Below are 22,662 nucleotides of genomic sequence, written 5' to 3'. Positions count from 1 at the left end.
TGGTCCTTCTTGCGCAATCAATCAACGGCTCAGGTCGTCTTTGCCTGGGTGGTTGGTCTTATCCAGTTGCTGGGCGTCCTTGGTCACTTCTGTGCTGCTCTGGCTACGCTGTGGGACCTGTAGCGTCTTGTCGTGCGAGGGATCAAGGAACCGCACAATTTCCACGGCAAGCGATTTGTCCTGTATGTCTCCAGCGGCCAAGGCTTTCGCAATGTGCCCGTAGCCATTCCTGATGGCACGTGAAACGCCCGAAAGCTTGCGTTGTTCCCGCTCGGCCGCTTTGGCGCTCTTGCCACGTTTGGCGGCATGTCGCGTCGCCTGCTTGACCGTAGCATGCGTGTTAGACCGTGCCCTACGCGGTGTGGCATTGGCCTCGATGCCTTGTTCACGCAGTGCCTCGGCGAAGCGCTCCCGCCAGCGTTGCAGGTCCGCTTTTCGTGGATTGAGCCGGCTGCCGTCGAGACCGAGCGTCTTAACGCAAAGGTGACCGTGGGGATGGGCTTCATCGTCATGGATTGCGAAGACATACGCGTGGTTGGCGCCGAATTCCGTTTTCGCGAATGCACGGATAGCGTCATTGACTGCGCGTCGGTCGGTGCCGGGTGGCATGGACAGCACGATATTGAACGTTTCGCGCCGCGAGCCGTTGTCAGGCAACCCGTACTGGCCGCTTTTCCATTCGTCGCGAACGTCCTGCACTGCCTCACGGCCAAGGATGATTTCCCCGTCTTCGTTCTCCAACGCTACCAGGCCGTTGCGCGATATGTAGTCGAGGTGTGCTTTCACCTGCGCGATGCCTTTGCCGCCGCCGGAGATCTTCACCATGACTTCGGGCGCTTTGCGAGTGGTGAGCATCAACTTGTCACGGACCCGAGCGCTGCCGGTCAGCAGTAGAGGCGTAGAGGGTGGCGAAGTGCGTGATCGCGTCACCGTGCGCTTTACGCCTTGGCTGGTGACGGGCTTGGTATAGATGCGTTCGCCCCAGTCCTTCAAAATTCCATCAATGACCAGACTCATTCCAGCCTCCAGCGGTCAATGTTGGCGCGCATGATGTCTGCCACCCGCGCGGTGTGGGTTTTGATATGACGGGTCAGTGTGTCGATACGCTCAGCGGTCACCACCGTCTCCAGCGCGCGTCCCGCGTTCATATGCCTGGCGATCTGGTTCAGGTTGCGGCCGATGGCAAGCAGCCTCGAATTCGATTCGCCCAGCGTTCGCAGCTCCGTCATGCCGAACTGTGGTTCGCCGCTGAGATTGGCCCGTATCAGGTGGATGACCCAGCGATTGGCGGACATGCCCTGCTGCAAGGCCAGTGCCTCGATACGGGCGTATTCCGTCTCAGTCAGGCGGAGTTCCAGGCGGCGACGCGAAGTATCGGGTTGCTCATGTGTTGATGGAGTGGGCGAACTGGCTGTTGTTGAGCCGTTGAGTAATCGAACGATGACCTGTCTCAGTGCGTCGCTGGGGGTGCTGCCCTGGCGGACGCAGAACACCTGCCAACGTCGCTTCAGATCGCTATCTAGTCGAACACTTAGTGTGGCCTTGTTGGTTTTCATTTTGGCGTCCTCGCGTGCATGCTCAACTTGGCCTTCAGGTCCTGAAGCCGGGCTAGCGATTCAGCTTTGCTGAGCGGTACAGATTCCGATGTGGGCGACATATCCCGAGCCGCTGTCAGACGTTCCCTTCTGGTTGCTATCGGGATGCCAGCAGCCGGCACGAATCCGCCTGTGCGGTGGCGGTCAACAAGTCCTTTGAGGTAAGCGACCTTCGTTGTTCTGATGGTGCCCGGTTTCTTGATTGCACCTTCCAGTTCGTCAAGCAAAGCCTGGGCGCTTTCGGCGGGAATGTTGGCGATCAGATTCTGTATCGACATCCTTTCAGCAGGAGCCAGCGAGCTAGGGTATTGCAAGCCGTTGCCGGTTCCCGTTGTAGTAGTAGTGTTATAGATAGAGTTAGTGTTAGTAGTAGTGTTACCCGGCCGCCTATCCATACGGTTTGGATAGGGTGTGCATAGGGTATCGGGTTCGCCAACTCCTTGATTAATAAGCGCGTCGTGTGGGGCGCTGTGAATCGATGATTGGCTATCGCTAGGGTCGGCATAGGCTGTCGATACCCTATCGCTAGGAGACGCCAATGCACTGGCTACCGTATCTCGCAGCGGGTCGTCGGCCGGCAGCCGATTGATGAAGTCGTCCACATAGTCGTTGCGCCAGCGTTCGGGAAGGGCTTCGATCTGTTGGAGTGTCTTCTTCCTGAGTGTGGACGCGACGGCCATCTTGGCGGAGTTGTGATCCCACCAGACCTTTACCCAGACGTAGTTCGCGTCAGCGTCGAAATAGATTAGATCGGCGTCAACAAGCCGGCGGATCACGTTTATCAGTTGCGACTCGACATCCCAACCCATTTCCGAGGCTGCAACGCGCAGGACGACTTCATAGGCGCCGATCACATTGCTGAATGGTGAGGTCAGGAAATAGAACAGCGCATAGCGGTCTTCGACCGTGCAGCCTGACAGGCGATTTGAGCGCCATATCTGGTCGTTGATGGTTCTTTGCCGACTCATGCGTGCGGCCCTCGCGTAGCGACCTCTGCGGGCGTGATTTCATCGTCTGCCGGCTGTTCCAGATTCAGCGCTTCCGTGACCTGCAACGTCCGAAAATAAACGCGGCGGCCGACCCGTAGCATGGCTGGTTTCAGCTTGCGCGAAAAATCGGTATCGGTATAAAGCGCAACGCGGACGCCATCGGGAGATCGACCTAGCAAGGTGGCAACGTCAACGATGCTCATCAACGGGCCAAACCGTCCCAACAAATATTCTCCAGTAGTCATTCATATGCCTCACAAGTTCACCGTAGGTAATGCCAGTCTTTACCGTGAAGGCATGGATGTCAAATTTAAGTCATTGATTTTAAATGCCAAAATGGGGTGGCGGCAAAAGCCAGGATTAGCTATCGCCAAATGCCAAGATATGGCACATTGGTTTTCTTGCGATGAAGCGATCAAGCAAGATGAATCTGGAAATCAAGGGCTTAGGCGCGGTCAGAGATGTGCCCTGATTTCGGCGTCTGAAACGTCGATGGACAAGGAAAAATTTTGTGGAAAATTACCAACGATGTGAGCGTGCTTACGCTGTTGGCCCCGCATTCGAAGTGATGACACCAGGATCAGCGGATTACGTGTCACGCTACCGTGGAGATCCACGTATCATGACGGGTATGCAGGACAAGTCGGTAGGGAGTTTTATGGAATTTGGAATGACGCCCGGTAATGTCCGAATCCGGCGCTTTCAATTGAATGCCAACGCCCGTGCAACGCCCGTGATTTCGCGGTGGGTGACATCTATGGTCATTTTGTTCGGCTTGAGGTCGCACTGGCTGCCGTAAAGTTCCCGCCAGAAAAGGACCGATTGTTTTCCGTAGGGGACCTTGTAGACCGAGGCCCTGAATCGGTCGATGTGCTGATTGGGATGCAGCGTATGTGGAATATGTGTTAGTCATCTATACACAGATTTCAAATAGGCACTAACCCAGCGATCAAGCGGATCTTGCTAAGGCGGTCTGCTTACCTTTATCGTGAGTTGTACTCTAAGGACAAAAAAATGGCAGATTGGATGTTTGATGGCCGTGGAGTGGCGAGTCTTATCCTTGACGGGAACAAAGTACGTAGCAATCGAGGACATGTTGTTGGGTGGGTCAACGGAAGTAATGTCTACTCGCTAAGTGGGAGCCACATTGGTTGGTTTGACGGTGGCGTCATCTATGATAGTAACAACTGCGCTCTCGCATTCACGCGCAACCGTACCGGTAGCCTCCCTAGCGTTCCTGGAGTTGGCGGAACTCCGGGTATGCCAGGCTTTTCAGGTACCCCAGGAAGGCCAGGCTTCTCCGGTACTCCCGGCAAACCTGGGCAGGGCGGCTGGTCCCGTCACAATGCGGCTGAGTATTTTGGCGTTTAACCCGGCGCTTAAACCGGCCCGCCGTTTTCGGTCGGCTTAGCTAGTTCATGAGGGCTCAGTTTGAGAGAACCAGACATCCCCCTTACCGCTGAAGAGCAAACCCTGTTCAAAGAAATTTGTTTTGACTGGCGGAACCACGAGGAACTGCGGGGCTCGCTCGCACCTATGGAGGCTCTAGCTTCAAGCCTTCTTGGGCGTGATATTGTTCCCGAAGTGCGAATGGCCTACTTCACTGTTCCTGAGTTCAACCCGACAGGTCGAGGTAAGTCGCGCCAGGAAATTTTCGAGAAAAATGGGACGTCTGGTGCGGAGATACTGAGGCACCCGCACTTTTTAAAGCATCTTGAGTACTTTATTTGCGGCCCCGACTTGCCGACAGCGGCGATTGAGAAGTTCAGACGTGAGGCTGGTTCTTCTTATCTTACTGGCAGTGATATTGTTGAGTTGGGCCCGTACGCTCGATCATGTGTGCGCCAGTATCGCTTGCATCCACATCACGCATCAGAAGAATTCTTCAAGCTGGCTGTCGAGTGTGGAGCTAATCCTAGCTTTGCGGACAACCTGCGCAAGTCGATTCGCGCTGTCAAGCTGACATAGAGTGAGTCCAATCAAGCCGGCGACGCCTTCCGGCACCGCATAATTCATGCTTTAGCAATTGTCTGCTTTGGTCGTTCCGCGCCCCCCAACCACCTCGCAGATCGGCGTAGAACCAAAGAAAAGGCCCTTCACTTACGGTGAAAGGCCTTTCGTTTTACAGCTGGCTCGGGGTTATTATCCGCGCTTGAACAGGCGCTCGTGCATCCATCCATCATTGGTCAGGATGACTGCCGCTTTACCCTGTATATCTCCCTGGGTCTGTTCCGCAAAATTCTTGTAATTGGCACGCATGCCTTCCGATTTGGCCCAGTCATCTGCACCTTCTACCTTGTAGCGGTAGTTCACCTGCGACAGCTTTACGCCCATCATGTCGCTGGGTTCAGTGAAGTTGCTCACTTCCACAACGGTGTACTTGCCGGTGCAGAAGGCATCTTGTCCAGCCATCGTATTGGCACCATTGGCGACGAGGAATTTCTTGCCGGTGTCAGTGATTTGGTACTCGGTGGCCGGCTCCATCTTGTTGCCGAACATGGCTTTGACTTCGGTGTCTCGCTTCGTCAGCAGCCCGGCATCGACCAGCGCGTCGGCGCGCTTCTTGCTCTGACCGCCCAGCATGTCTTGATTCGCCAGGGTGAACGGCAAGCCCTTTGCAGGAATCGCAGCGCACAGGCCCTTCTGAGTATCCAGGTATGCCTGTATGGCCTTGCTGAAGTTGCTCTTGTTGGCGTCCTTGGCGCTGCCGCACGCGGCAAGGGTAAGAGCAAGGCTGCTGATGGCGACGATCTTGATAGCGGTATGCAAAACTAGCTTCCTCCGTAGGTTAAGACAATCGGTTATTCATTATGGCAACGCGATGGAGCGATTACGCGTTGCTCTCTGTTTGGGAGTCGGCCTCACTCCGTTGTTTAGAAGTGGACGGCGCGCGACGCGCGAGGCGGTCCAGCTTCTGCACCAGGTCTTCGGCCCGCAGGTGCGTATAGCGCTTGAGCATCTGCATCGACTTGTGGCCGCTGATGGCCGATACCTCCTGATCGCTCAAGCCGGCTTCCACGAACCGGCTGACAGCCTCGTGTCGCAGGTCGTGAAAGCGGAAGTCTTCAAGGCCCGCTGCTCGCTTGGCATCGGTCCACGCTTTGTCGAACAGGTAGGGGCGTCGTATGCCATCCCGGCCGGGTTCGCCGAAGAACACCAATTCGGTTTCAGCAGGTCGAACGGGGTTGGCAAGCGCCGCGGTGAACACGCGCGTTGCCTCGGCAGTCAGCGGGACGGTACGGGGCGAAGAGTTCTTGGTGTGCTCCAGCCGAACGACGCGCCGCTCGATGTCCACTTGCCGAATGCGTAGCGTCGCAATCTCAGACAGCCGCATGCCGGTCTGGACGGCAATGCGGACGATCCAGCCGAACATCGGGTTCGAATGCTTATCGACGGCTTGTAGCAGACGGTTCTGCTCTTCGGGAGTCAATCGCCGGTTGCGGCCCGAGCCGGGGGCCGGGCGGCGAATGTTGGAGATTGGATTGAAGGGGAGGCCAATGCCCCATTCTTTGATGGCGACGGTGAACAGGTGACCCAGCAGGGCCAGTTCCAAGCGTACCGTGTTGTTACTGCGTGGGCGTAGCTTGCCGTTCTTGTCCACGTCGCCAGCCAGTCGCGTGTCACGGAACTGCGCCACGATCTCGGCGTTCAAGGCGGCCATCGAGTACTTGCCAAGATGCCGGATGATGACCTGCGCCTTCTTGTGCTCGCCGGCTTGTGTCGAGGCCCGCTTGGTGGGTGTGACTTCCTTGAGGTAGCGGGTCAGTGCCGCTTCGACGGTCATGCGCTCGGCGGGTGCGCGCTGGATATATACGCCGCGTACCATTTCGTCTTCGGTACGGCGCGCCCAGTCTTCGGCATCCCGCTTGGTGCGGAACGTCTTGGCCGTGGCCGGCCAGCCTGTCTTGCGAATGAGGGCTTTCCAAGTGCCCGAGGAAGTCTTAACGATCGTAGCCATGAGTACTCCGTATGGGGCTAGCGCCGCATCACTGTACCGAAACTGTACCTGACCACAATTTTAGGAAAATCCCCCGGTGCGGGGCTTGTACTGCGAAATCTTCTAACGGCTTGAATTAGCGGAAGATTTGGAGATGGTGCCCGGGGCCGGAATCGAACCGGCACGCCTTGCGGCGGGGGATTTTGAGTCCCCTGCGTCTACCAATTTCACCACCCGGGCTGCGTGTGGCACCTGGGAATCCAGGTGTGGAAGGGAAGATGCGTATTATACGCAGGTTTCGGGCTGGTGTGACAAGCCTGGTTCGGGCTTTTTTGATACAGGCGGGCGGGCGCCCGCGTGGGCTGGGCCTTGGCGGGCCCTGCCCTATGCAAAAGGCCCGGCTATTGCCGGGCCGTTTGTGTGGAATGCGGGGTTCATTTCTGAAGCGGGTTCAATCGACTTCCACGGGCGGGTGCGCGGCTTCGCCGTTGCGTATCCATTCGCGCCAGATGGCGACCAGCAGGGCCATCAGCACCGGGCCGATGAACAGGCCGACGATGCCCATGGTCTGCACGCCGCCGACCAGGCCGAAGAAGGTGGGCAGGAAGGGCAGTTTCACGGGGCCGCCGACCAGGCGCGGGCGCAGGGTCTTGTCCACGATGAACAGTTCGATGGAGCCCCACAGGAACAGCCCCACGCCGGCGACCAGGTGGCCGGAGCCCACCAGGTACAGCGACACCAGGGTGAAGGACAGCGGCGCCCCGCCCGGGATCAGGGCCATGAAGCCGGTGATGACGCCCAGCAGCACGGGCGAAGGCACGCCGGCGATCCAGTAGGCGATGCCCAGCACCACGCCCTCGCCCAGGGCGATCAGGCCCATGCCGGTGACGGTGGAGTTGACGGTGGCGGGCACCACGCGGGAAAACCGCCGCCAGCGGCCGGGCAGGATGCGCTCGCCCACGATGTCCAGCTGGCCCAGCAGGCGGTCTCCGTCCTTGAAGATGAAGAACAGGGTGATCAGCATGAACAGCACGGTCAACAGCAGGTGGAACACGTTGCCCGTGGCCGACAGCACCATGCGGTAGATATTGCCCAGGTGCTGGCCGCTGACCATCTCCACCATTTCGCCCAGGGCGTGCGGCTCGCCCAGGTAGGTCTGCCAGTATTCCGTCAGGCGCTCGCCCACCAGGGGCATGGCCTTGATCCATTCCGGCGTAGGCGTGCCGTAGCGGTTGGCCGCCAGCGCCCAGGTAATGAAGCTGCCGGCCTCCTTGATGGCGAAGGACAGGGCCAGCGACAGCGGCACGATCAGGACCAGGGTGATGATGAGCAGCGCGATGCTGGCCGACAAGGCCGTACGACCGTTGCAGTACGCCACCAGATGCTTGTACAGCGGCCAGCTGGCCAGGCCGATGATCAGCGCCGCCAGCACGGGAACCAGGAAACCACTCAGGAAATACACGCCCGCAGCAAGCAGGAGCAGCAGCAGCCAGCGGGCGATCAGGAATGCGGGTAAGACAGGTTGCATATAGCGTGGTGACCCTCGAGTCTGGTTGTCTAGAACTCTGGCCTTGCGGCCGGAGCTTCTTCGCCACGATGCGGCGGCGCTTTACGCGCCGCATCAATATCGCCTTGCCTGGCTGCGCCATGAACGGCGAGGCCGGCGCAAGGACGCGTGGCCAGGGCGTGGGCCGGTGCCCGGAGAGGGTTTGACAATAGCATGATAGAAGCAGGCCGAATACCCGTTTTTCCATTGTAAAGCTGAGCTTATTTTACGCTCATACTGACGGGGAGCTGAAAGCCAATATCGGTTCGGACTATGAAATAAGCCCGATCAGCTCCCCTGGAGCCACGCAGATCCGGCCAGTACCGCAACATCGCCTATAAAAGACGAAGAATAAAAAAGCCGGGTCACCCCGGCTTTTTTCAGCGCCGCGCTCAAGGCGCTACAGGCAGCGCCCGTTTGTGGGCGGAGGCATGGTAGGTGCGCAGAATGGTCTGTACGGCGTCCTCGTCTATGGTCTTGCCTTCCAGGAAGTCGTCGATCTGGTCGTAGCTGACGCCGAAGGCGTCTTCGTCGGGCTTCAGGGGAGTCAAGGTTTCCAGGTCGGCGGTGGGCACTTTGTAGACCAGCGGATCCGGCGCGCCCATGGCGGAAGCCAGTGCGCGCACGCGCCGCTTGTTCAGGCCGGCCAGGGGCGTGATGTCGGCCGCACCGTCGCCGAACTTGGTGAAGAAGCCCATCAAGGCCTCGGCGGCATGATCCGTGCCCACCACCAGCCCCGAACGGGCGCCCGCGATAGCGTATTGGGCGATCATGCGCTGGCGCGCCTTGATATTGCCCACCAGGAAATCCTGGTGCGCCGCGTCGCGGAAGCTCAGCCCGGAGGCCAGCAGTTGGTCCAGCATGGCGTCCGTGGCGGGCTTGACGTTGACGACCAGGGTATGGTCGGGCTTGATCACGGCCAGGCCGCCCTGCGCGTCGGCTTCATCGGCCTGCTCGCCATAAGGCAGGCGCACCGCGAAGAACTCCGCCTGGTGGCCCTGGCTGCGCGCCTGCTCAACGGCGCGCTGCGCCAGGCAGCCAGCCGCCAGCGAGTCCACGCCGCCGCTGATGCCCAGCACCAGGCTGCGGGTGCCGGTGCGTTGCAGATAGTCGCTCAGGAAGGTCACGCGACGCTCGATCTCCTGTCGGGCGTCGAACGAGTCGGTCAGGCCGAGCTCGGCACGGATACGTTGTTGCAGGGCGCGTTGATCATCAGTCATGGCGCAGGCTCTCGCAGCGAAGTGAACAAGGCCCTCATTGTAAAGGACTGGCCAGCCCATGCTGTTCAAGAGCCTGTCTCCCGGAGCGTCAATTGGTAACAGCGCAGCCATGAAAAACCCCCACCCCGCCCGTGGCGGAATGGGGTCTGCGGCCAGACGCTACGGCCTACTTTTCCAGTTGCGAAACGTCGCGCACGGCGCCGCGGTCGGCCGAGGTGGCCAGGGCGGCGTAGGCCTTCAGAGCCTGCGACACCACGCGTTCGCGCTTGGCGGGCTTCCAGGCCTTGGCGCCGCGCGATTGCATTTCGGCGCGGCGGGCGGCCAGCTCTTCGTCGGAGATGGCCAGGTGGATGCGGCGGTTCGGGATGTCGATCTCGATGGTGTCGCCGTCCTGCACCAGGGCGATGTTGCCGCCTTCGGCCGCTTCAGGAGAAGCGTGGCCGATCACCAGGCCGGACGAACCGCCGGAAAAACGGCCGTCCGTCAGCAAGGCCGAGCTCTTGCCCAGGCCCATGGACTTCAGGTAGGACGTGGGGTACAGCATCTCCTGCATGCCGGGGCCGCCCTTGGGGCCTTCGTAGCGGATGATGACCACGTCGCCAGCCTTGACCTGGCCGCCCAGGATGGCCTCCACGGAGTCTTCCTGGCTTTCGTAGACGCGGGCCTTGCCGGTGAAGGTCAGGATGCTTTCATCCACGCCGGCCGTCTTGACGATGCAGCCGTTGACGGCCAGGTTGCCGTACAGCACGGCCAGGCCGCCATCCTGCGAGTAGGCATGAGCCTTGTCGCGGATGCAGCCATTGGCGCGGTCGGTGTCCAGGGTTTCGTAGTAGCGGTCCTGGCTGAAGGCCACCTGCGTGGGGATGCCGCCGGGCGAGGCGCGATAGAAGTCGCTGACCGCCTTGACGTTGTCACCCATGATGTCCCAGCGCTTGATGGCTTCGCGCAGCGTGCCGCTGTGCACATTGCCCACGTCCAGGTTCAGCAGGTCGGCGCGGCCGAGTTCGGCCAGGATGGCCATGATGCCGCCGGCGCGGTGCACATCTTCCATGTGGTAGTCGGGCGTGGCGGGCGCCACCTTGCACAGGCAGGGCACGCGGCGCGAGATGCGGTCGATGTCGGCCATGGTGAAATCCACGCCGGCTTCCTGCGCGGCGGCCAGCAGGTGCAGCACCGTGTTGGTGGAGCCGCCCATGGCCACGTCCAGGGTCATGGCGTTCTCGAAGGCGCCGAAGCTGGCGATGTTGCGCGGCAGCACGGATTCGTCGTCCTGTTCGTAATAGCGCTTGGCCAGGTCCACGATCAGGCTGCCGGCGCGCTCGAACAGGCCGCGGCGACGGGCATGCGTGGCCACGATGGAGCCGTTGCCGGGCAGGGACAGGCCCAGGGCCTCGGTCAGGCAGTTCATGGAGTTGGCGGTGAACATGCCCGAGCAGGAGCCGCAGGTCGGACAGGCGCTGCGTTCCACGGTTTCCGCTTGTTCGTCGGAAATGTTGGGATCGGCCGCCTGGATCATGGCGTCCACCAGGTCCAGCTTCTGCACCACGGTCTTGCCGTCGGGCGAGTAGACCTTGCCGGCTTCCATGGGGCCGCCCGAGACGAAGACCACGGGAATGTTCAGGCGCAGGGCGGCCATCAGCATGCCGGGGGTGATCTTGTCGCAGTTGGAGATGCACACCATGGCGTCGGCGCAGTGCGCATTGACCATGTATTCCACGGAGTCGGCGATCAGTTCGCGCGAAGGCAGCGAGTACAGCATGCCGCCGTGCCCCATGGCGATGCCGTCGTCCACGGCGATGGTGTTGAATTCCTTGGCCACGCCGCCGGCCGCTTCGATCTGGCGGGCGACCAGTTGCCCCAGGTCCTTCAGGTGCACGTGACCAGGCACGAACTGCGTGAACGAGTTCACCACCGCGATGATGGGCTTGGAGAAATCGTCGTCTTTCATACCGGTGGCGCGCCACAGGGCACGCGCGCCGGCCATGTTGCGACCGTGGGTCGACGTACGGGAGCGATATTGGGGCATTACTGTTCTCTGGACAAAAAACTGTGTAAAGATATCTATCATAATCGTCCGCAGGCGCTTTGTGCGCGCCAGGGGGCTGGTAACCATCATATGGCTCCCCATATCCCGGCGCGGCTCTCCTGCCCGTATGCTGCAAACACCTCAACTGACTACAGGAGACGTATCATGCCGCAGGCCGTGCCTGACCTTTCCAACCTGCTCCGCCAGGACATCCGCTTTCTGGGCAAGGCCCTGGGCGAAGTCATCCGAGACAGCGAAGGAAAGGCCACCTTCAATCTGATCGAAGGCCTGCGCCGGGCCGCCGTGGGCTTTCGGCGCGAGCACGATCCGCGGCAGGCGCGCATCCTGGAGCAGGACATCCCCGCGCTCAGCGACACCCAGGCGCGCTCGGTGGCGCGCGCCTTCGCCTATTTCCTGCACCTGTCCAACATCGCCGAGGACCGCGACCAGAACCGGCGCCGCCTGGAGCACCGCCCCGAACAGCTGCCCGGCAGCCTGCAGCACGCCATCCGGGCCCTGATGGACGAAGGCCTGAGCGCCCGCAAGATCCGGCGCTATCTGCAGGAAGCCTGCGTGATGCCCGTGCTGACGGCTCACCCCACGGAAGTGCAGCGCCAGAGCACGCTGGCCGTGCACATGGCCATCGCCGCCGAGCTGCACAGCCTGGACCACGACGCCACCGAGGCCCGGACGGCGCGCATCCAGGAAAAACTGACCGGCCTGGTCTCGCTGCTGTGGCAGACGCGCATGCTGCGCGAGCACCGCCTGACGGTGCTGGACGAGATCGACAATGCCCTGGCCTACTACGGCTCCACGTTCCTGCCCACCATCCCGCAGCTCTACCGCGACCTGGACCGGCTGCTGGACAAGCCCGGCAAGAGCCTGCTGGACCAGAAGGCCCGCCCCCTGCCCGCCTTCCTGCGCATGGGCAGCTGGATAGGCGGCGACCGGGACGGCAACCCCAACGTGGGACCGGACACGGTGGAGCAGGCCGTGCTGCGCCAGGCCACCTGCGTGCTGCGCCACTACCTGGAACAGATACGCCTGCTGGGCACCGAAATATCCGTATCCGACGGCCTGAGCCGCGTCAGCAAGGAGCTGGCCGCCCTGTCGGCCCGCAGCCAGGACCCGTCGCCACACCGGCTGGACGAGCCCTACCGGCGCAGCTTCATCCATGTGTATGCGCGCATGGCCGCCACCGCCCAGGCCCTGCTGGGCCGCGAGCTGGCCGACCGCCCCACCTACCCCGCCGAGCCCTATGCCACGCCCCAGGAATTCGCCGCCGAACTGCAGGTGATCGCCGACTCCCTGGCCGACAACAAGGGCGGCGCCATCGCGGGCCTGCGCCTGAACGCGCTGATCCAGGCCGTGGAAGTCTTCGGCTTCCACCTGGCCACCCTGGACCTGCGGCAAAGTTCGGACGTGCACGAGCGCGTCCTGGACGAGCTGTTCCGCGTCGCAGGCACTGAATTCGACGGCCAGCCCATCAGCTACCGGCACCTGTCCGAAGAAGACCGCATCACCCTGCTGCGCTCGGAATTGCGCCACCACCGCCCGCTGGTCTCGCCCTGGTATCACTATTCCGAAGAGACGGAAAAAGAACTGTCCATCCTGCGCAAGGCCGCCGAATGCCGCCGCCGCTTCGGCGCGCGGGCCATCGAGCAGACCATCGTCTCGCACACCGAAACCCTTAGCGACCTGCTGGAAGTGCTGGTGCTGCAACAGGAGACCGGGCTGATCGTGCCCGGCTCCAGCCATCCCGACCAGCAAGGCCTGATGGTCGTGCCGCTGTTCGAGACCATCCCCGACCTGGAGCGCGGCCCCGAGATCATGCAGCAGTGGCTGGACATGCCCGAGATCCGCCAGCGCGTGCGCCATGCGCAGGACAGCGTGCAGGAAGTCATGCTGGGCTACTCCGACAGCAACAAGGACGGCGGCTACCTGACCTCCAACTGGACGCTGTACCGCGCCGAGCGCGAATTCGCACAGGTCTTCGCGCGCCGCAAGGTGCGCCTGCGCCTGTTCCACGGCCGGGGCGGTTCCGTGGGCCGGGGCGGCGGCTCCAGCTTCGACGCCATCCTGGCGCAGCCGCCCGGCACCGTGAACGGCCAGATCCGCCTGACCGAGCAGGGCGAGATGATCCAGAGCCGCTACAAGGACGCCGACGTGGGCCGCTGGCACCTGGAGCTGTTCGTGGCCGCCACGCTGGAAGCCAGCCTGGGCAGCCGCAACCACGGCCGGCCCAGCGACGATGAGCAACTGGCCGCCTACGGCCAGGCCATGGCCTGGATGTCCGAGCAGGCTCACCAGAGCTATCGCCAGCTGGTCTACAGCACCGAACATTTCGACCAGTACTTCTTCCAGTCCACGCCCATCCAGGAAATCGCCGGTCTGAACATCGGCTCGCGCCCCTCCTCGCGCAAGGCCACCCAGCGCATCGAAGACCTGCGCGCCATCCCATGGAGCTTCTCCTGGGCCCAGTGCCGCCTGCCCATACCGGGCTGGTACGGCGTGGGTACGGCGCTGAGCCGCTACCTGGAATACGGCGTGCCCGACGACGGCCTGACCCGCCAGCAGCGCCTGGAACAGTTGCAGAAAATGGCCAGCGACTGGCCCTTCTTCCGCACCCTGCTGTCCAATATGGAACAGGTGCTGGCCAAGACGGACCTGGACATCGCCGCCAAGTACGCCGGCCTGGTCAAGGACGAAGCCTTGCGCGAACACGTCTTCAATCAGATCCGCCACGAGTTCCACCTGACCGTGGAAATGTTCCGCCAGGTCACGGGGCACGAGCTCCTGGCCCGCGACCAGGCCCTGCAGGACGCCCTGGCCGAGCGCTTCGCCTACATCGATCCGCTCAATCACCTGCAGGTGGAATTGCTGCGCCGTCACCGCGGCCAGAGCGACAAAGCCCGCAAAGCCATACGCAATGGGGTGAACAAGCAGCACGTCATCCACCTGACCATCAACGGCATCGCGGCCGGCCTGCGGAACTCCGGCTGAGGCAATAGCAAGGCGTCTTATTTATAACTTTTATATATAAGCTAATTTCCAAAAGAAGTTAAAACGGTACAATTCCTGTATCGGAATTCTTCTTTTGGTCGAATGCGGGCCTGGCGCAAGCCGGGCCCGCGTCATTGAGCTTATGACGCTTGCCATCATTCTGGGCCTGTTGACCGGCCTGTCGCTGGGATTGACGGGCGCAGGCGGCGGCATCCTGGCCGTTCCCGCCCTGATGCTGGGCCTGGGCTACGACATGACGTCCGCCGCCCCGGTGGCGCTGCTGGCCGTGGGCGCCGCCGCCCTGGTGGGCGCGCTGGATGGCCTGCACAAACACATCGTGCGCTATCGCGCCGCCGTCTTCATGGCCCTCATGGGCGCCTTGATGACATCCGCCGGCATACGCATCAGCCATGCCCTGCCCGAACAACTGCTGGTCACGGTGTTCGCCATCATCATGCTGTGGATCGCCAGCAAGATGCTGCGCCGCCCCGCGGAACGCGCCCAAAGCCTGCCCCCTTGCCGCCTGAACCCGGACACCGGCCGGCTGAGCTGGACCGGCGCGGGCACGGCCACGTTGGCCGGCATCGGCGCCGTGGCCGGCCTGTTCTCCGGCATGCTGGGCGTGGGTGGCGGCTTCCTGATCGTGCCGGCGCTCAAACGCTTCAGCAACCTGGGCATGCACAGCATCGTGGCCACCTCCCTGATGCTGATCGCCCTGATCTCGCTCAGCGCCTCGGCCATCAGCCTGGCTCATGGCACGCTCATACCCGCCAGCGGCTGGGTTTTCGTAGGCGCGGCCATGGCCGGCATGGCGCTGGGCCGACAAGTGGCCCCGCACATCGCGCCCGAACGCCTGCAGCAGGGCTTCTCCGTGTTGACGGCCGTGGTGGCCGTGATCATGCTTGCGCGCAGTTATTTGCTGTAATTTTCAATCAATTTGGCTATTAATCATTCTAAGCGGCCAGCCATGGAATTTCGCATCATCAAAGAAAAACCGGCAAAAAAGCAAAAAACATTCATTTTTTATCAAATAATGCAAAAACGGATTGACGCCAAGATTAAATTAAATCAAATAAAATATAAAACATAAGCCAGGAAAACGACACCAAAGAGCTTGTTGATCTAGAGTTTGATGACACGAACACGCAGGAAAATAATAATAGCTTTAACGGCTTCTCGTGGCATGCATTTTCTGAAAATACAGCGATGATCAATCAAGGAGTAAATCCATGAAGATTAGTTCGAATAATTACTATACATATATAAATCAGGAAACCAAAAAAATTTCAGAAAATAGACAAATAAGCAAAAATTTTTCAGACGCACTGACCGCAACCACAGCCAGCAAGAAAAATACTGGAACAGCACAGATTGATTTCACGAAAATGTCGAATATTGAAATGTTCAATTGGATGAACAATCAAGTAAGAAATGGCGAAATGTCTCTAGACGAAAGCTTTCCATTCATGGCGATGACAATAAGAATTCCAGTAAGCGGCAATGTCACTGAGCTTACACACGAGAAGATTAATTTTATTGAGAAAATACGTGACGGTATTGCAGGTGCTCGATCGAGAAACGATGAAAACACCCTGAAAATGCTAGAAAAAGCTATGGCTGTCATACAGCGATTTCAAGGACGAGCCATTGGTGTTGACGCTCACGCTTAAAGCGCGCAGCTACTTGTTCTAATTCAGGCGCACAGGCTGCCGGCCGGCTCGCCGGGGTTGATCAGGTAGCGGCTGAACGAGCCGCTGTCGTCGCGCGGCCTCACGGCCACGATGCGCTGCACGATATGGTCGGGATTGGACTGGAAGCCGTGCTCGTAGGCCACGATGTCCAGGTCGGCGCACCAGCGCAGCAGCTCGCCCGGTTGCAACAGAAAATCGGGATTGCGCGGCGTGTTGTACTGCTCGTTGCCCACTCCAAAGGTTTCGTAGATCAGCACGCCGCCCGGCTCCAGGCTTTCCAGCAGCGTGGGCATCAGCGGCCGCCACAGATATTTGGTGACCACCACCGCGTCGAAGCGCCGGCCCGCGAAAGGCCAGGGACCGTTCTCGATGTCCGCCTGGACGATTTCCCCATAGGGCGCGCTGGCGGCCACGGCTTCGGGATCGCGGTCCACGCCGATCACGGTGTGCCCGCGCTGCGCCAGCCAACGCGCATTGCGCCCCCGGCCGCAGGCCACGTCCAGCACCGTGCCGGGATTGGAGGCCAGATGGGCCCATTGCCGCATCCACGCGCTGGCTTCCCCAGTATCTTTCATCGTCGTCTCCCCTCGATATCCGGGTAAAAACGCACATGGTAGCGCAGGATGCGCCGTGGAGAATTCCAGCCTCGCCCGGTCATCGGATTGCAGCATGGCCTGGGCTACAATCGAGGCAGTTCCCACCCTCTTTTCCGACGGCGTATGAAGACCCTGCTGCGCAAGCCCGTCCTGCTGATGGCCGTGCTGTGCCTGCCTCTCTGGATCATTTTCGGCAATTTCATCCTGGCCGCCGCGGCGTCCATCCTGATTGCCATGCTGGTCGGCATGCTGCGCACCTTGCAGCAACTGTCCCGCGCCCGGGACGCCCGCTCCGGCCCAGCCTCCAGCGCCGACTCCGAACCGCCCAACGACACGCCTCATTGACGCCATGAATGTACTGTCCGCCCCCTCCCTGCCCCACGGCCTGCCTCCCCTGTCGGACGAGCTCAAGGCCCATCTGGACCAGGTCAACCGCTACCTGCTGGAGCGCATCGAGGACGAAGGCGGCTTCCTGCCCTTCGACCAGTGGATGCATCACGCCCTGTACGCGCCGGGCCTGGGCTACTACACGGGCGGCAGCACCAAGTTCGGCGGCAAGCTGCCCACAGGCGACTTCACCACGGCCCCGGAGCTCTCGCCCCTGTTCGCCCAGACGCTCAGCCGCCAGGTCTCCCAGATCCTGTACGCCAGCCAGTCGGTCTCCATCCTGGAATTCGGCGCCGGCAGCGGCGCCCTGGCCGAAGCGCTGATCACGGAACTGCGCCGCCACGACATCGACCCCATCTATTCCATCCTGGAAGTCTCGCCCGACCTGCGCCAGCGCCAGCAGCAGCGCCTGGCTCCCTTGCAGGCGCGCGTCAACTGGCTGGACAGCGCCCCTCCCGACTTCAAGGGCTGCGTCATCGCCAACGAAGTCCTGGACGCCATGCCCGCCAGCCTGTTCACCTTCAGCCAGGACGAGCAGGTGCTGGAAGTGGGCGTGATCGCCGCCGACGACAGCACCGCGGGCGGCCTGCCCGCGCCCTTCTACCTGGCCACCCGCCCCGCCCCGGAACATCTGGCGCAGCTGGTGGCCGAGCGCGTGGAGCCCAATCCCTTCTATCTGTCGGAAATCAATCTGCAGGCCGAAGCCTGGGTGCGCAGCATGGGATCCTGGCTGAGCCGCGGCGCGGCCATCCTGGTGGACTACGGCTTTCCGCGCCACGAGTACTACCATCCCCAGCGCAGCCAGGGCACCCTGATGTGCCACTTCCGCCATCTGGCGCACGCCGAACCCCTGGTGCTGGCGGGCCTGCAGGACATCACCACCCACGTGGACTTCACCGCCATGGCCGACGCGGCCCTGGAAGGCGGACTGGACGTGCTGGGCTACACCACGCAGGCGCGTTTCCTGATGAACTGCGGCATCGCCAATTACCTGGCCACCCCGCCCGAGGACACCTCCCCCGTCGTCCAGCAGCAATGGGCGCGCACCATGGCCTCGGCCAACAGGCTTCTGTCCGAAGCCGAAATGGGCGAATTGTTCAAGGTGCTGCTGGTCGGCCGACACATGGCCTCGCCCCTGATGGGGAACATGAGCGGGGACCGGCGTGACCGGCTGTAAGAAGGGTTTGTTGCAGATTCAGTAGAATGGATCTGTTGATCGATAGCAGAATGGGACTTTGTAAAGACGCCGTTCAAGGAGCTCGAGGGGCAGGCTGGGCTGACTGCTTGCCGGTGCTGCGCACCGGTGCCCTGGTCGGTCCACGTAGCCGGGCGCGTCGTTAACTCCGGCGGGTTGCTCGCCTCCCAGGCGAGCAACAAGCGCCGCCGTCGAACAGAACGACGCTTAGCTCCCGTCCCCGCGTCCCGCCTGCGGCAAGCCGTCTGACCCGCCCTACCTGCCCCTCGAGCTCCTTGAACGGCTCACAATGCCCACTGTATCGGTCATCCTGCATGATTTGCTGCAACGCACTTCAAAGATGGAACTAACACTGCAATTGGAGTGATGCGCTGCCAATCCTGCATGAGTGGTTTTTCGCAAAACCCATCCCTGCTATCGATCAGCCGCCTCGCCCCAATAAAAACTGCAGGGCATCCAGATAAAAGCGGCCAGCATCAGGCCGCCCTCTCCATGGCCTCAAGCCGCGCAGCGCGTACGGCTTCGCGGATCCGGCCCGGTTCCTTCGTGTAGCGCGCCGCCACCGCGCCGGCATCCACCGCCGCCATGGCCTGGCGCAGGTGTTCCCAGTCGTCCACCGGCACATCCCGCAGGCAGGCTGCGGCGGCCAGCAGCTCGGCAAAGCGCCCCGGCTTGCGCAAGGCATCCAGATGCTCCATGACGCCCAGAGCCTGTTCCACCTGGCGGCGCGGCTGCAACAGGGCGGAATCCGCCAGGAGCACGGGCAGCAGGCGGGCCTGGTCCTTCCATTCGGACGGCGCCCGGACCTGGACCGCGACGTCGGCGGGATCATCCGAGACATGGCACAGGATGGCGAAACGTCCCGCCATGGGCAGGCCGCGATCACAGGCCGCCTGCACCCGTTCGCCGACCTCGTCAGTATAGGCCAGGCCGGGCATGACGCGCTCCAGCGCGCCCACTTCCCGCAGGACCTCGAACATGCGCGCCGGGCGCTGCGCCGCCAGGCCCTTGGCCAGTTCCATGTAGACCCGCTCGGCCACCAGCTCGTCGACCTCGCCCTGCTCCACCAGCTCTCGCGCCAGGGCCCAGGTATCGTCCGCCACCTGGAACTGCGTGAAGCGCGCGGCAAAGCGCGCCAGCCGCAGCAGGCGCACCGGGTCCTCGCTGAAAGCCGTGCCCACATGCCGCAACAGGCGCGCCTGCAGATCGGCAAGACCATTCAGGGGATCCTGCAGGCGGCCCTGCTTGTCCACGGCCATGGCATTGATGGTCAGGTCACGGCGGCGCAGGTCGTCAGCCAGGGTGACATCGGTGCCGGTATAGAAAGTGAAGCCCTTGTAGCCCCGGCCCGACTTGCGTTCGGTGCGGGCCAGGGCGAATTCTTCCTTGGTGCGCGGATTCAGGAAGACGGGGAAATCCCCGCCCACCGGCACGAAACCGCGTTCGGCCAAGTCCTCGGGACGCGCGCCCACCACCACCCAGTCCCGGTCGCCGGCCGGCAGGTCCAGCAAGGCGTCGCGCACCGCGCCGCCCACCACATAGACGTCCAGCCCCTCCAGCAAGGGGTCCGGGCGGCCCATGATGGCGGCCAGGGCCGCCTGCTGGCGGGCGTCGAGCATGGCGTCCGCCATCAGGGCAGCGATGCGGTGGTGACGCCGCTGGGGCTGACCGAGCCCAGGCGCGCCTTGAGCGACTGGGGCTGGCCGCTGAACAGCATGGAGTAATACGTGGCGTTGGACAGCACGTTCTTCACATACAGGCGTGTTTCCGTAAAGGGGATGGTCTCCGCGAAGATGGCGCCTTCCACCGTGCCGTTCAGGCGCGAACGCCACTGGATGGGGCGTCCGGGGCCGGCGTTGTAGCCCGCCGAGGCCAATACCTGGGAGCCGCCCAGCTGGCCCAGCACCATGTTCAGGTAATTGGTGCCCAGCACCGTGTTCACTTCGAATTCGTTCACGCGCGCGGGCGAGAAATCCGCCATGTCTATCTTCTTGGCCACCCAGCGCGCCGTGGCCGGCATCAGCTGCATCAGGCCGGATGCGCCCACGCCGGAGCGCGCATCGGTGATGAAGCGCGATTCCTGGCGGATCAGGCCGTAGACCCAGGCCGGATCCAGGTTGATGGACTTGGCCTGTTCGGTGACCCGGCCCTCGAACGGCGCGATGAAGCGCTGGCTGAAGTCGATCTCGTTCTTGGTCAGCAGGGAGGTGTTCACGACGCGGTCGTAGATGTGCTGCTCGCGGGCGAACTCGGCCGCCGCGCGCAACTGGCGGTCGTTCATGCCGCGCAGCGCGAAGTTCCATTCAGGCACGGCCTCGGGACGCCAGCCCAGCTTGAACAGCTCCACGGCCCGCAACAAACCGGCGTTGGTGCGCGCATCCTGCATGTCCTGCGGGGTCAGCGGCGCGGGCTGGGGCGGCAGCGTCGGAGTCAGGCCCAGTTCTTCGGTGGCCAGCTGGCCATAGAAGTTCAGGTCGCCCGTGATGGACTGGAATTCGGCGCGCGCCTGCTCCTTGTGGCCCAGGGCCTGCTGGGCGCGGGCGTGCCAGTACACCCAGACGGGTTCGGCGCGCTGGGCCGGGCCCATCTTGTTGACGGCGGCGGCCACCTGCTTCCAGTCGATCTGGGCTTCGCGCAGTTCGGCGCGCACCTGCCAGGCATGATTGTAGTCCGTCATGGGCGTGCGGCCGGAGCGCCGGTACCACTTGGTTGCGTCATTTTCCACACGCAAGGCGCTGACCAGGCCGAACTGTCCCCAGACCCAGTTCAGGTTCTCCTGGGGAATCTTGCCGGCCCAGGTCCGGTCTATGTAGGCGGCGGCCTTCTCGCGGTCGCCGCGGGCCAGCCGCGACAGGGCCAGCGTCACCAGCTCGGGATTGACGTTACTGCGCCCGGCCTGCTGGTCCAGCCACTTTTGCGGCGAGGCCATCAAGGCGGTGTAGTCCTTCATCTGCGGGCCGGTGAAGATGATGGCGGCCAGCCGGCGGGCCTGTTCGGGCTTGCCGTTCTCCAGGGCTTCGCGCATCAGGTCGCGCACCTGGTGGGTGCTGATGACCTTGCGGGCGTACAGCTGGTCCAATGCCGACCAGCAGGCGCGGCTGGGCGCAAAGGACTCCAGCAGATCGGTGACGTTCACGCCCTCGCCGGCCACGTTCTGCGCCAGCGCGACGGAACACTTGACCATGGACGTGGGCGCCTCCACCGGCCAGAGTTCACGCACCAGCTTGTAGTTGCCGGCGCGCGCCGCCGCCACGATCCAGTCGGATTTCAGGCGATTGGCCAGGTATTCATCCTGGTTGCCGGCCAGGAACAGTCGCACCTGATCGTCCGGCACGGGCTGGGAGTCGTCCTGCAGGATGCGGCGCAGGCGCCAGTATTCGGCGTAGGAACCCAGCACGGGATCGTCGGCGGCCACGGGCGCCAACGCATCGAGCGCCGTCCAGCGCTTGGCGTTGACGGCTTCGCGGGCTTCGATCAAAGCCTGGCGCGCCACGGGCGGAACCGGAGGCAGGCTGTCCCAGCGGCGCGCCGCCTCCTTGGCCGGCGGCAGTGCAGGCGCAGCCAGGGCGATCTGCTGGGCCGGGGCGGGCGTAGTGGCCTGGGCCTGGGGCTGCTCGGCGCCGGCGCAGCCCGCCAGCCCCACGGCCACCACCAGCAAGGTGCTCAGCGAAGGGCGCTGGAAAGCAGGCGGCGTGCCCCAGCCACGTGTTTTCTGGTACTTTAGCTGATCGATACCCATTGTGACGGCCTTTAAAAAATCACCCATGATTCAGAACGTAGAGCATAACGCAGTCGACCTGCGCACGCGACTAAAAGACCTGCGTGCAGGGCAGCCCTCCATCGAGACCAACCGGGGCGGCCTGCTGATCCGGGGCCGCCTGTTCACCTGGCTGGCCACCAACCGCAGCCGCCTGCGCGAGCAGGGCCGCCCGGAGCCGAAAACCATCGCCGCCTTCTGGCCGGTTCAGGGCGAACCGGACCTGCGTCCGCTGATGGCCCAATGGGTGGAGGAAGAAGGCCTGAACGTCTGCCTGCCCGTCGTCGGACAGCCCGACTCGCCGCTGGTCTTTCGCGAATGGACCCCGGACACTCCCATGGAAAAAGGCCGCTACGACATCGAGATCCCGGTGTCGCAAGAAGCCCCGCCGCCCGACATCGTGCTGGTGCCCACGCTGGGCTACACCCGCCAGGGCGATCGCGTGGGCTATGGCAAAGGATATTACGACCGCACGCTGGCCGCGCTCAAGCAGCAGGGCCACGCCTTCACCAGCGTGGGCATCGCCTGGGCGGTGGGCGATCTGTCCGGCACGGCCTACCAGCCCGCCCCCCACGACCAGCGGCTGGACACCATCCTGACCGACAAGGGCTGGGCGGTGCCCGCGCCGGAACTGTAGGCCGGCAGGCAAGGACAGCCTTTTTAAAAAGAAAACCCGCCGGGCTTGCGCCGGGCGGGTTTTTCAATGGGCGGCAGGAAAGG

21 protein-coding genes, 1 tRNA gene and 1 pseudogene are annotated in these 22,662 nt (G+C 62.5%); 10 read left to right on the top strand and 13 right to left on the bottom strand.

The genetic code is table 11. The features are described from left to right. Window positions 1–21: 21 nt before the first annotated feature. Genes ACF3ND_RS02130 through ACF3ND_RS02115 form a run of 4 tightly spaced genes read right to left on the bottom strand, consistent with a single transcriptional unit; the run spans window position 22 to window position 2,829 of the window. On the bottom strand, window positions 22–1,017 hold the full coding sequence (locus ACF3ND_RS02130; RefSeq protein ID WP_394063797.1) for a relaxase/mobilization nuclease domain-containing protein: 996 nt from the start codon (window positions 1,015–1,017) through the stop codon (window positions 22–24). Further along, a complete protein-coding gene (locus tag ACF3ND_RS02125) occupies window positions 1,014–1,556 on the bottom strand; it encodes a hypothetical protein (RefSeq protein WP_394063795.1) in 543 nt (180 codons plus the stop codon). Before ACF3ND_RS02125 ends, ACF3ND_RS02130 begins: the two co-directional genes overlap by 4 nt. Further along, window positions 1,553–2,563 carry a hypothetical protein gene (locus tag ACF3ND_RS02120; protein ID WP_394063793.1) on the bottom strand — a complete coding sequence of 337 codons (1,011 nt, stop codon included), beginning with the start codon at window positions 2,561–2,563 and terminating at the stop codon, window positions 1,553–1,555. Before ACF3ND_RS02120 ends, ACF3ND_RS02125 begins: the two co-directional genes overlap by 4 nt. Continuing rightward, window positions 2,560–2,829, bottom strand: a complete 270-nt coding sequence (locus ACF3ND_RS02115; RefSeq protein WP_394063791.1) for a hypothetical protein — start codon at window positions 2,827–2,829, stop codon at window positions 2,560–2,562. The genes ACF3ND_RS02120 and ACF3ND_RS02115 overlap by 4 nt, the downstream gene beginning before the upstream one ends. Before the next feature lie 4 nt (window positions 2,830–2,833). Here ACF3ND_RS02115 and ACF3ND_RS02110 point away from each other — a divergent pair, with 4 nt between their 5' ends. The 4 genes and pseudogenes from ACF3ND_RS02110 (at window position 2,834) to ACF3ND_RS02095 (ending at window position 4,552) form a co-directional block, all read left to right on the top strand. Beyond that, the gene (locus tag ACF3ND_RS02110; protein WP_394063789.1) at window positions 2,834–3,118 is read left to right on the top strand and encodes a hypothetical protein; all 285 of its coding nucleotides are present in this window, start codon (window positions 2,834–2,836) and stop codon (window positions 3,116–3,118) included. Between the two features lie 171 nt (window positions 3,119–3,289). Next, a pseudogene (locus tag ACF3ND_RS02105) lies at window positions 3,290–3,481 on the top strand (serine/threonine protein phosphatase); the annotation flags it as partial. 117 nt (window positions 3,482–3,598) lie between these two features. Beyond that, window positions 3,599–3,955, top strand: coding sequence for a 4-fold beta flower protein (locus ACF3ND_RS02100; RefSeq protein ID WP_394063787.1), 357 nt, complete (start codon window positions 3,599–3,601; stop codon window positions 3,953–3,955). A gap of 60 nt (window positions 3,956–4,015) precedes the next feature. Further along, the gene (locus tag ACF3ND_RS02095) at window positions 4,016–4,552 is read left to right on the top strand and encodes a hypothetical protein (RefSeq protein ID WP_394063785.1); all 537 of its coding nucleotides are present in this window, start codon (window positions 4,016–4,018) and stop codon (window positions 4,550–4,552) included. A 174-nt stretch (window positions 4,553–4,726) separates the two neighbouring features. Here the strand turns inward: ACF3ND_RS02095 and ACF3ND_RS02090 are convergent, their stop codons facing one another. From ACF3ND_RS02090 to ilvD, 6 genes are all read right to left on the bottom strand, one after another. After that, on the bottom strand, window positions 4,727–5,353 hold the full coding sequence (locus tag ACF3ND_RS02090) for a hypothetical protein (RefSeq protein ID WP_070541142.1): 627 nt from the start codon (window positions 5,351–5,353) through the stop codon (window positions 4,727–4,729). Between the two features lie 61 nt (window positions 5,354–5,414). Beyond that, window positions 5,415–6,542: a site-specific integrase gene (locus tag ACF3ND_RS02085; RefSeq protein WP_394063783.1), complete on the bottom strand. Its 1,128-nt coding sequence runs from the start codon at window positions 6,540–6,542 to the stop codon at window positions 5,415–5,417. Window positions 6,543–6,676: 134 nt separating this feature from the next. Beyond that, window positions 6,677–6,761 (bottom strand) — tRNA-Leu (locus tag ACF3ND_RS02080). A 211-nt stretch (window positions 6,762–6,972) separates the two neighbouring features. Next, complete coding sequence (locus ACF3ND_RS02075; RefSeq protein ID WP_394063781.1) at window positions 6,973–8,049, bottom strand: AI-2E family transporter; 1,077 nt, start codon at window positions 8,047–8,049, stop codon at window positions 6,973–6,975. Between the two features lie 410 nt (window positions 8,050–8,459). Next, complete coding sequence (gene nadE / locus ACF3ND_RS02070; protein WP_394063779.1) at window positions 8,460–9,287, bottom strand: ammonia-dependent NAD(+) synthetase; 828 nt, start codon at window positions 9,285–9,287, stop codon at window positions 8,460–8,462. A gap of 166 nt (window positions 9,288–9,453) precedes the next feature. Then, a complete protein-coding gene (gene ilvD, locus ACF3ND_RS02065; protein WP_394063777.1) occupies window positions 9,454–11,313 on the bottom strand; it encodes a dihydroxy-acid dehydratase in 1,860 nt (619 codons plus the stop codon). Between the two features lie 165 nt (window positions 11,314–11,478). Between ilvD and ppc the strand changes: the two genes are divergently transcribed. The 3 genes from ppc (at window position 11,479) to ACF3ND_RS02050 (ending at window position 15,986) form a co-directional block, all read left to right on the top strand. Then, window positions 11,479–14,316: a phosphoenolpyruvate carboxylase gene (gene ppc, locus ACF3ND_RS02060; protein WP_394063775.1), complete on the top strand. Its 2,838-nt coding sequence runs from the start codon at window positions 11,479–11,481 to the stop codon at window positions 14,314–14,316. 142 nt (window positions 14,317–14,458) lie between these two features. After that, entirely contained in the window at window positions 14,459–15,241 is a 783-nt protein-coding gene (locus ACF3ND_RS02055) for a sulfite exporter TauE/SafE family protein (RefSeq protein ID WP_394063773.1), read from the top strand. Window positions 15,242–15,545: 304 nt separating this feature from the next. Beyond that, complete coding sequence (locus tag ACF3ND_RS02050) at window positions 15,546–15,986, top strand: hypothetical protein (protein ID WP_394063772.1); 441 nt, start codon at window positions 15,546–15,548, stop codon at window positions 15,984–15,986. Between the two features lie 23 nt (window positions 15,987–16,009). Here the strand turns inward: ACF3ND_RS02050 and ACF3ND_RS02045 are convergent, their stop codons facing one another. Then, window positions 16,010–16,582 carry a class I SAM-dependent methyltransferase gene (locus ACF3ND_RS02045; protein ID WP_394063770.1) on the bottom strand — a complete coding sequence of 191 codons (573 nt, stop codon included), beginning with the start codon at window positions 16,580–16,582 and terminating at the stop codon, window positions 16,010–16,012. A 144-nt stretch (window positions 16,583–16,726) separates the two neighbouring features. Between ACF3ND_RS02045 and ACF3ND_RS02040 the strand changes: the two genes are divergently transcribed. Together ACF3ND_RS02040 and ACF3ND_RS02035 are read left to right on the top strand one after the other, a co-directional pair. Continuing rightward, complete coding sequence (locus ACF3ND_RS02040; RefSeq protein ID WP_394063768.1) at window positions 16,727–16,948, top strand: hypothetical protein; 222 nt, start codon at window positions 16,727–16,729, stop codon at window positions 16,946–16,948. 4 nt (window positions 16,949–16,952) lie between these two features. Beyond that, complete coding sequence (locus tag ACF3ND_RS02035; RefSeq protein ID WP_394063766.1) at window positions 16,953–18,167, top strand: class I SAM-dependent methyltransferase; 1,215 nt, start codon at window positions 16,953–16,955, stop codon at window positions 18,165–18,167. 494 nt (window positions 18,168–18,661) lie between these two features. On the opposite strand, the gene ACF3ND_RS02030 is transcribed toward ACF3ND_RS02035, so the two are convergent. Together ACF3ND_RS02030 and ACF3ND_RS02025 are read right to left on the bottom strand one after the other, a co-directional pair. Continuing rightward, a complete protein-coding gene (locus ACF3ND_RS02030; protein WP_394063764.1) occupies window positions 18,662–19,804 on the bottom strand; it encodes a tRNA CCA-pyrophosphorylase in 1,143 nt (380 codons plus the stop codon). Between the two features lie 11 nt (window positions 19,805–19,815). Further along, window positions 19,816–21,924, bottom strand: a complete 2,109-nt coding sequence (locus tag ACF3ND_RS02025; RefSeq protein ID WP_394063763.1) for a transglycosylase SLT domain-containing protein — start codon at window positions 21,922–21,924, stop codon at window positions 19,816–19,818. 25 nt (window positions 21,925–21,949) lie between these two features. Here ACF3ND_RS02025 and ACF3ND_RS02020 point away from each other — a divergent pair, with 25 nt between their 5' ends. Beyond that, entirely contained in the window at window positions 21,950–22,579 is a 630-nt protein-coding gene (locus ACF3ND_RS02020; RefSeq protein ID WP_394063762.1) for a 5-formyltetrahydrofolate cyclo-ligase, read from the top strand. The last annotated feature ends 83 nt before the right edge of the window (window positions 22,580–22,662 follow it).

The sequence above is a fragment of the Alcaligenes sp. WGS1538 genome (assembly GCF_043187505.1).
GTDB lineage: Bacteria > Pseudomonadota > Gammaproteobacteria > Burkholderiales > Burkholderiaceae_B > Alcaligenes.
This window is presented reverse-complemented; position numbering and strand designations above follow the sequence as displayed.

What these genes read in the sequence shown, in the direction of transcription:
- ACF3ND_RS02130 (WP_394063797.1), bottom strand. Translation starts at nt 1,017, where the DNA reads ATGAGTCTGGTCATTGATGGAATTTTGAAGGACTGGGGCGAACGCATC.
- ACF3ND_RS02125 (WP_394063795.1), bottom strand. Translation starts at nt 1,556, where the DNA reads ATGAAAACCAACAAGGCCACACTAAGTGTTCGACTAGATAGCGATCTG.
- ACF3ND_RS02120 (WP_394063793.1), bottom strand. Translation starts at nt 2,563, where the DNA reads ATGAGTCGGCAAAGAACCATCAACGACCAGATATGGCGCTCAAATCGC.
- ACF3ND_RS02115 (WP_394063791.1), bottom strand. Translation starts at nt 2,829, where the DNA reads ATGACTACTGGAGAATATTTGTTGGGACGGTTTGGCCCGTTGATGAGC.
- ACF3ND_RS02110 (WP_394063789.1), top strand. Translation starts at nt 2,834, where the DNA reads ATGCCTCACAAGTTCACCGTAGGTAATGCCAGTCTTTACCGTGAAGGC.
- ACF3ND_RS02100 (WP_394063787.1), top strand. Translation starts at nt 3,599, where the DNA reads ATGGCAGATTGGATGTTTGATGGCCGTGGAGTGGCGAGTCTTATCCTT.
- ACF3ND_RS02085 (WP_394063783.1), bottom strand. Translation starts at nt 6,542, where the DNA reads ATGGCTACGATCGTTAAGACTTCCTCGGGCACTTGGAAAGCCCTCATT.
- ACF3ND_RS02075 (WP_394063781.1), bottom strand. Translation starts at nt 8,049, where the DNA reads ATGCAACCTGTCTTACCCGCATTCCTGATCGCCCGCTGGCTGCTGCTG.
- nadE (WP_394063779.1), bottom strand. Translation starts at nt 9,287, where the DNA reads ATGACTGATGATCAACGCGCCCTGCAACAACGTATCCGTGCCGAGCTC.
- ilvD (WP_394063777.1), bottom strand. Translation starts at nt 11,313, where the DNA reads ATGCCCCAATATCGCTCCCGTACGTCGACCCACGGTCGCAACATGGCC.
- ppc (WP_394063775.1), top strand. Translation starts at nt 11,479, where the DNA reads ATGCCGCAGGCCGTGCCTGACCTTTCCAACCTGCTCCGCCAGGACATC.
- ACF3ND_RS02055 (WP_394063773.1), top strand. Translation starts at nt 14,459, where the DNA reads ATGACGCTTGCCATCATTCTGGGCCTGTTGACCGGCCTGTCGCTGGGA.
- ACF3ND_RS02050 (WP_394063772.1), top strand. Translation starts at nt 15,546, where the DNA reads ATGAAGATTAGTTCGAATAATTACTATACATATATAAATCAGGAAACC.
- ACF3ND_RS02045 (WP_394063770.1), bottom strand. Translation starts at nt 16,582, where the DNA reads ATGAAAGATACTGGGGAAGCCAGCGCGTGGATGCGGCAATGGGCCCAT.
- ACF3ND_RS02040 (WP_394063768.1), top strand. Translation starts at nt 16,727, where the DNA reads ATGAAGACCCTGCTGCGCAAGCCCGTCCTGCTGATGGCCGTGCTGTGC.
- ACF3ND_RS02035 (WP_394063766.1), top strand. Translation starts at nt 16,953, where the DNA reads ATGAATGTACTGTCCGCCCCCTCCCTGCCCCACGGCCTGCCTCCCCTG.
- ACF3ND_RS02030 (WP_394063764.1), bottom strand. Translation starts at nt 19,804, where the DNA reads ATGCTCGACGCCCGCCAGCAGGCGGCCCTGGCCGCCATCATGGGCCGC.
- ACF3ND_RS02025 (WP_394063763.1), bottom strand. Translation starts at nt 21,924, where the DNA reads ATGGGTATCGATCAGCTAAAGTACCAGAAAACACGTGGCTGGGGCACG.
- ACF3ND_RS02020 (WP_394063762.1), top strand. Translation starts at nt 21,950, where the DNA reads ATGATTCAGAACGTAGAGCATAACGCAGTCGACCTGCGCACGCGACTA.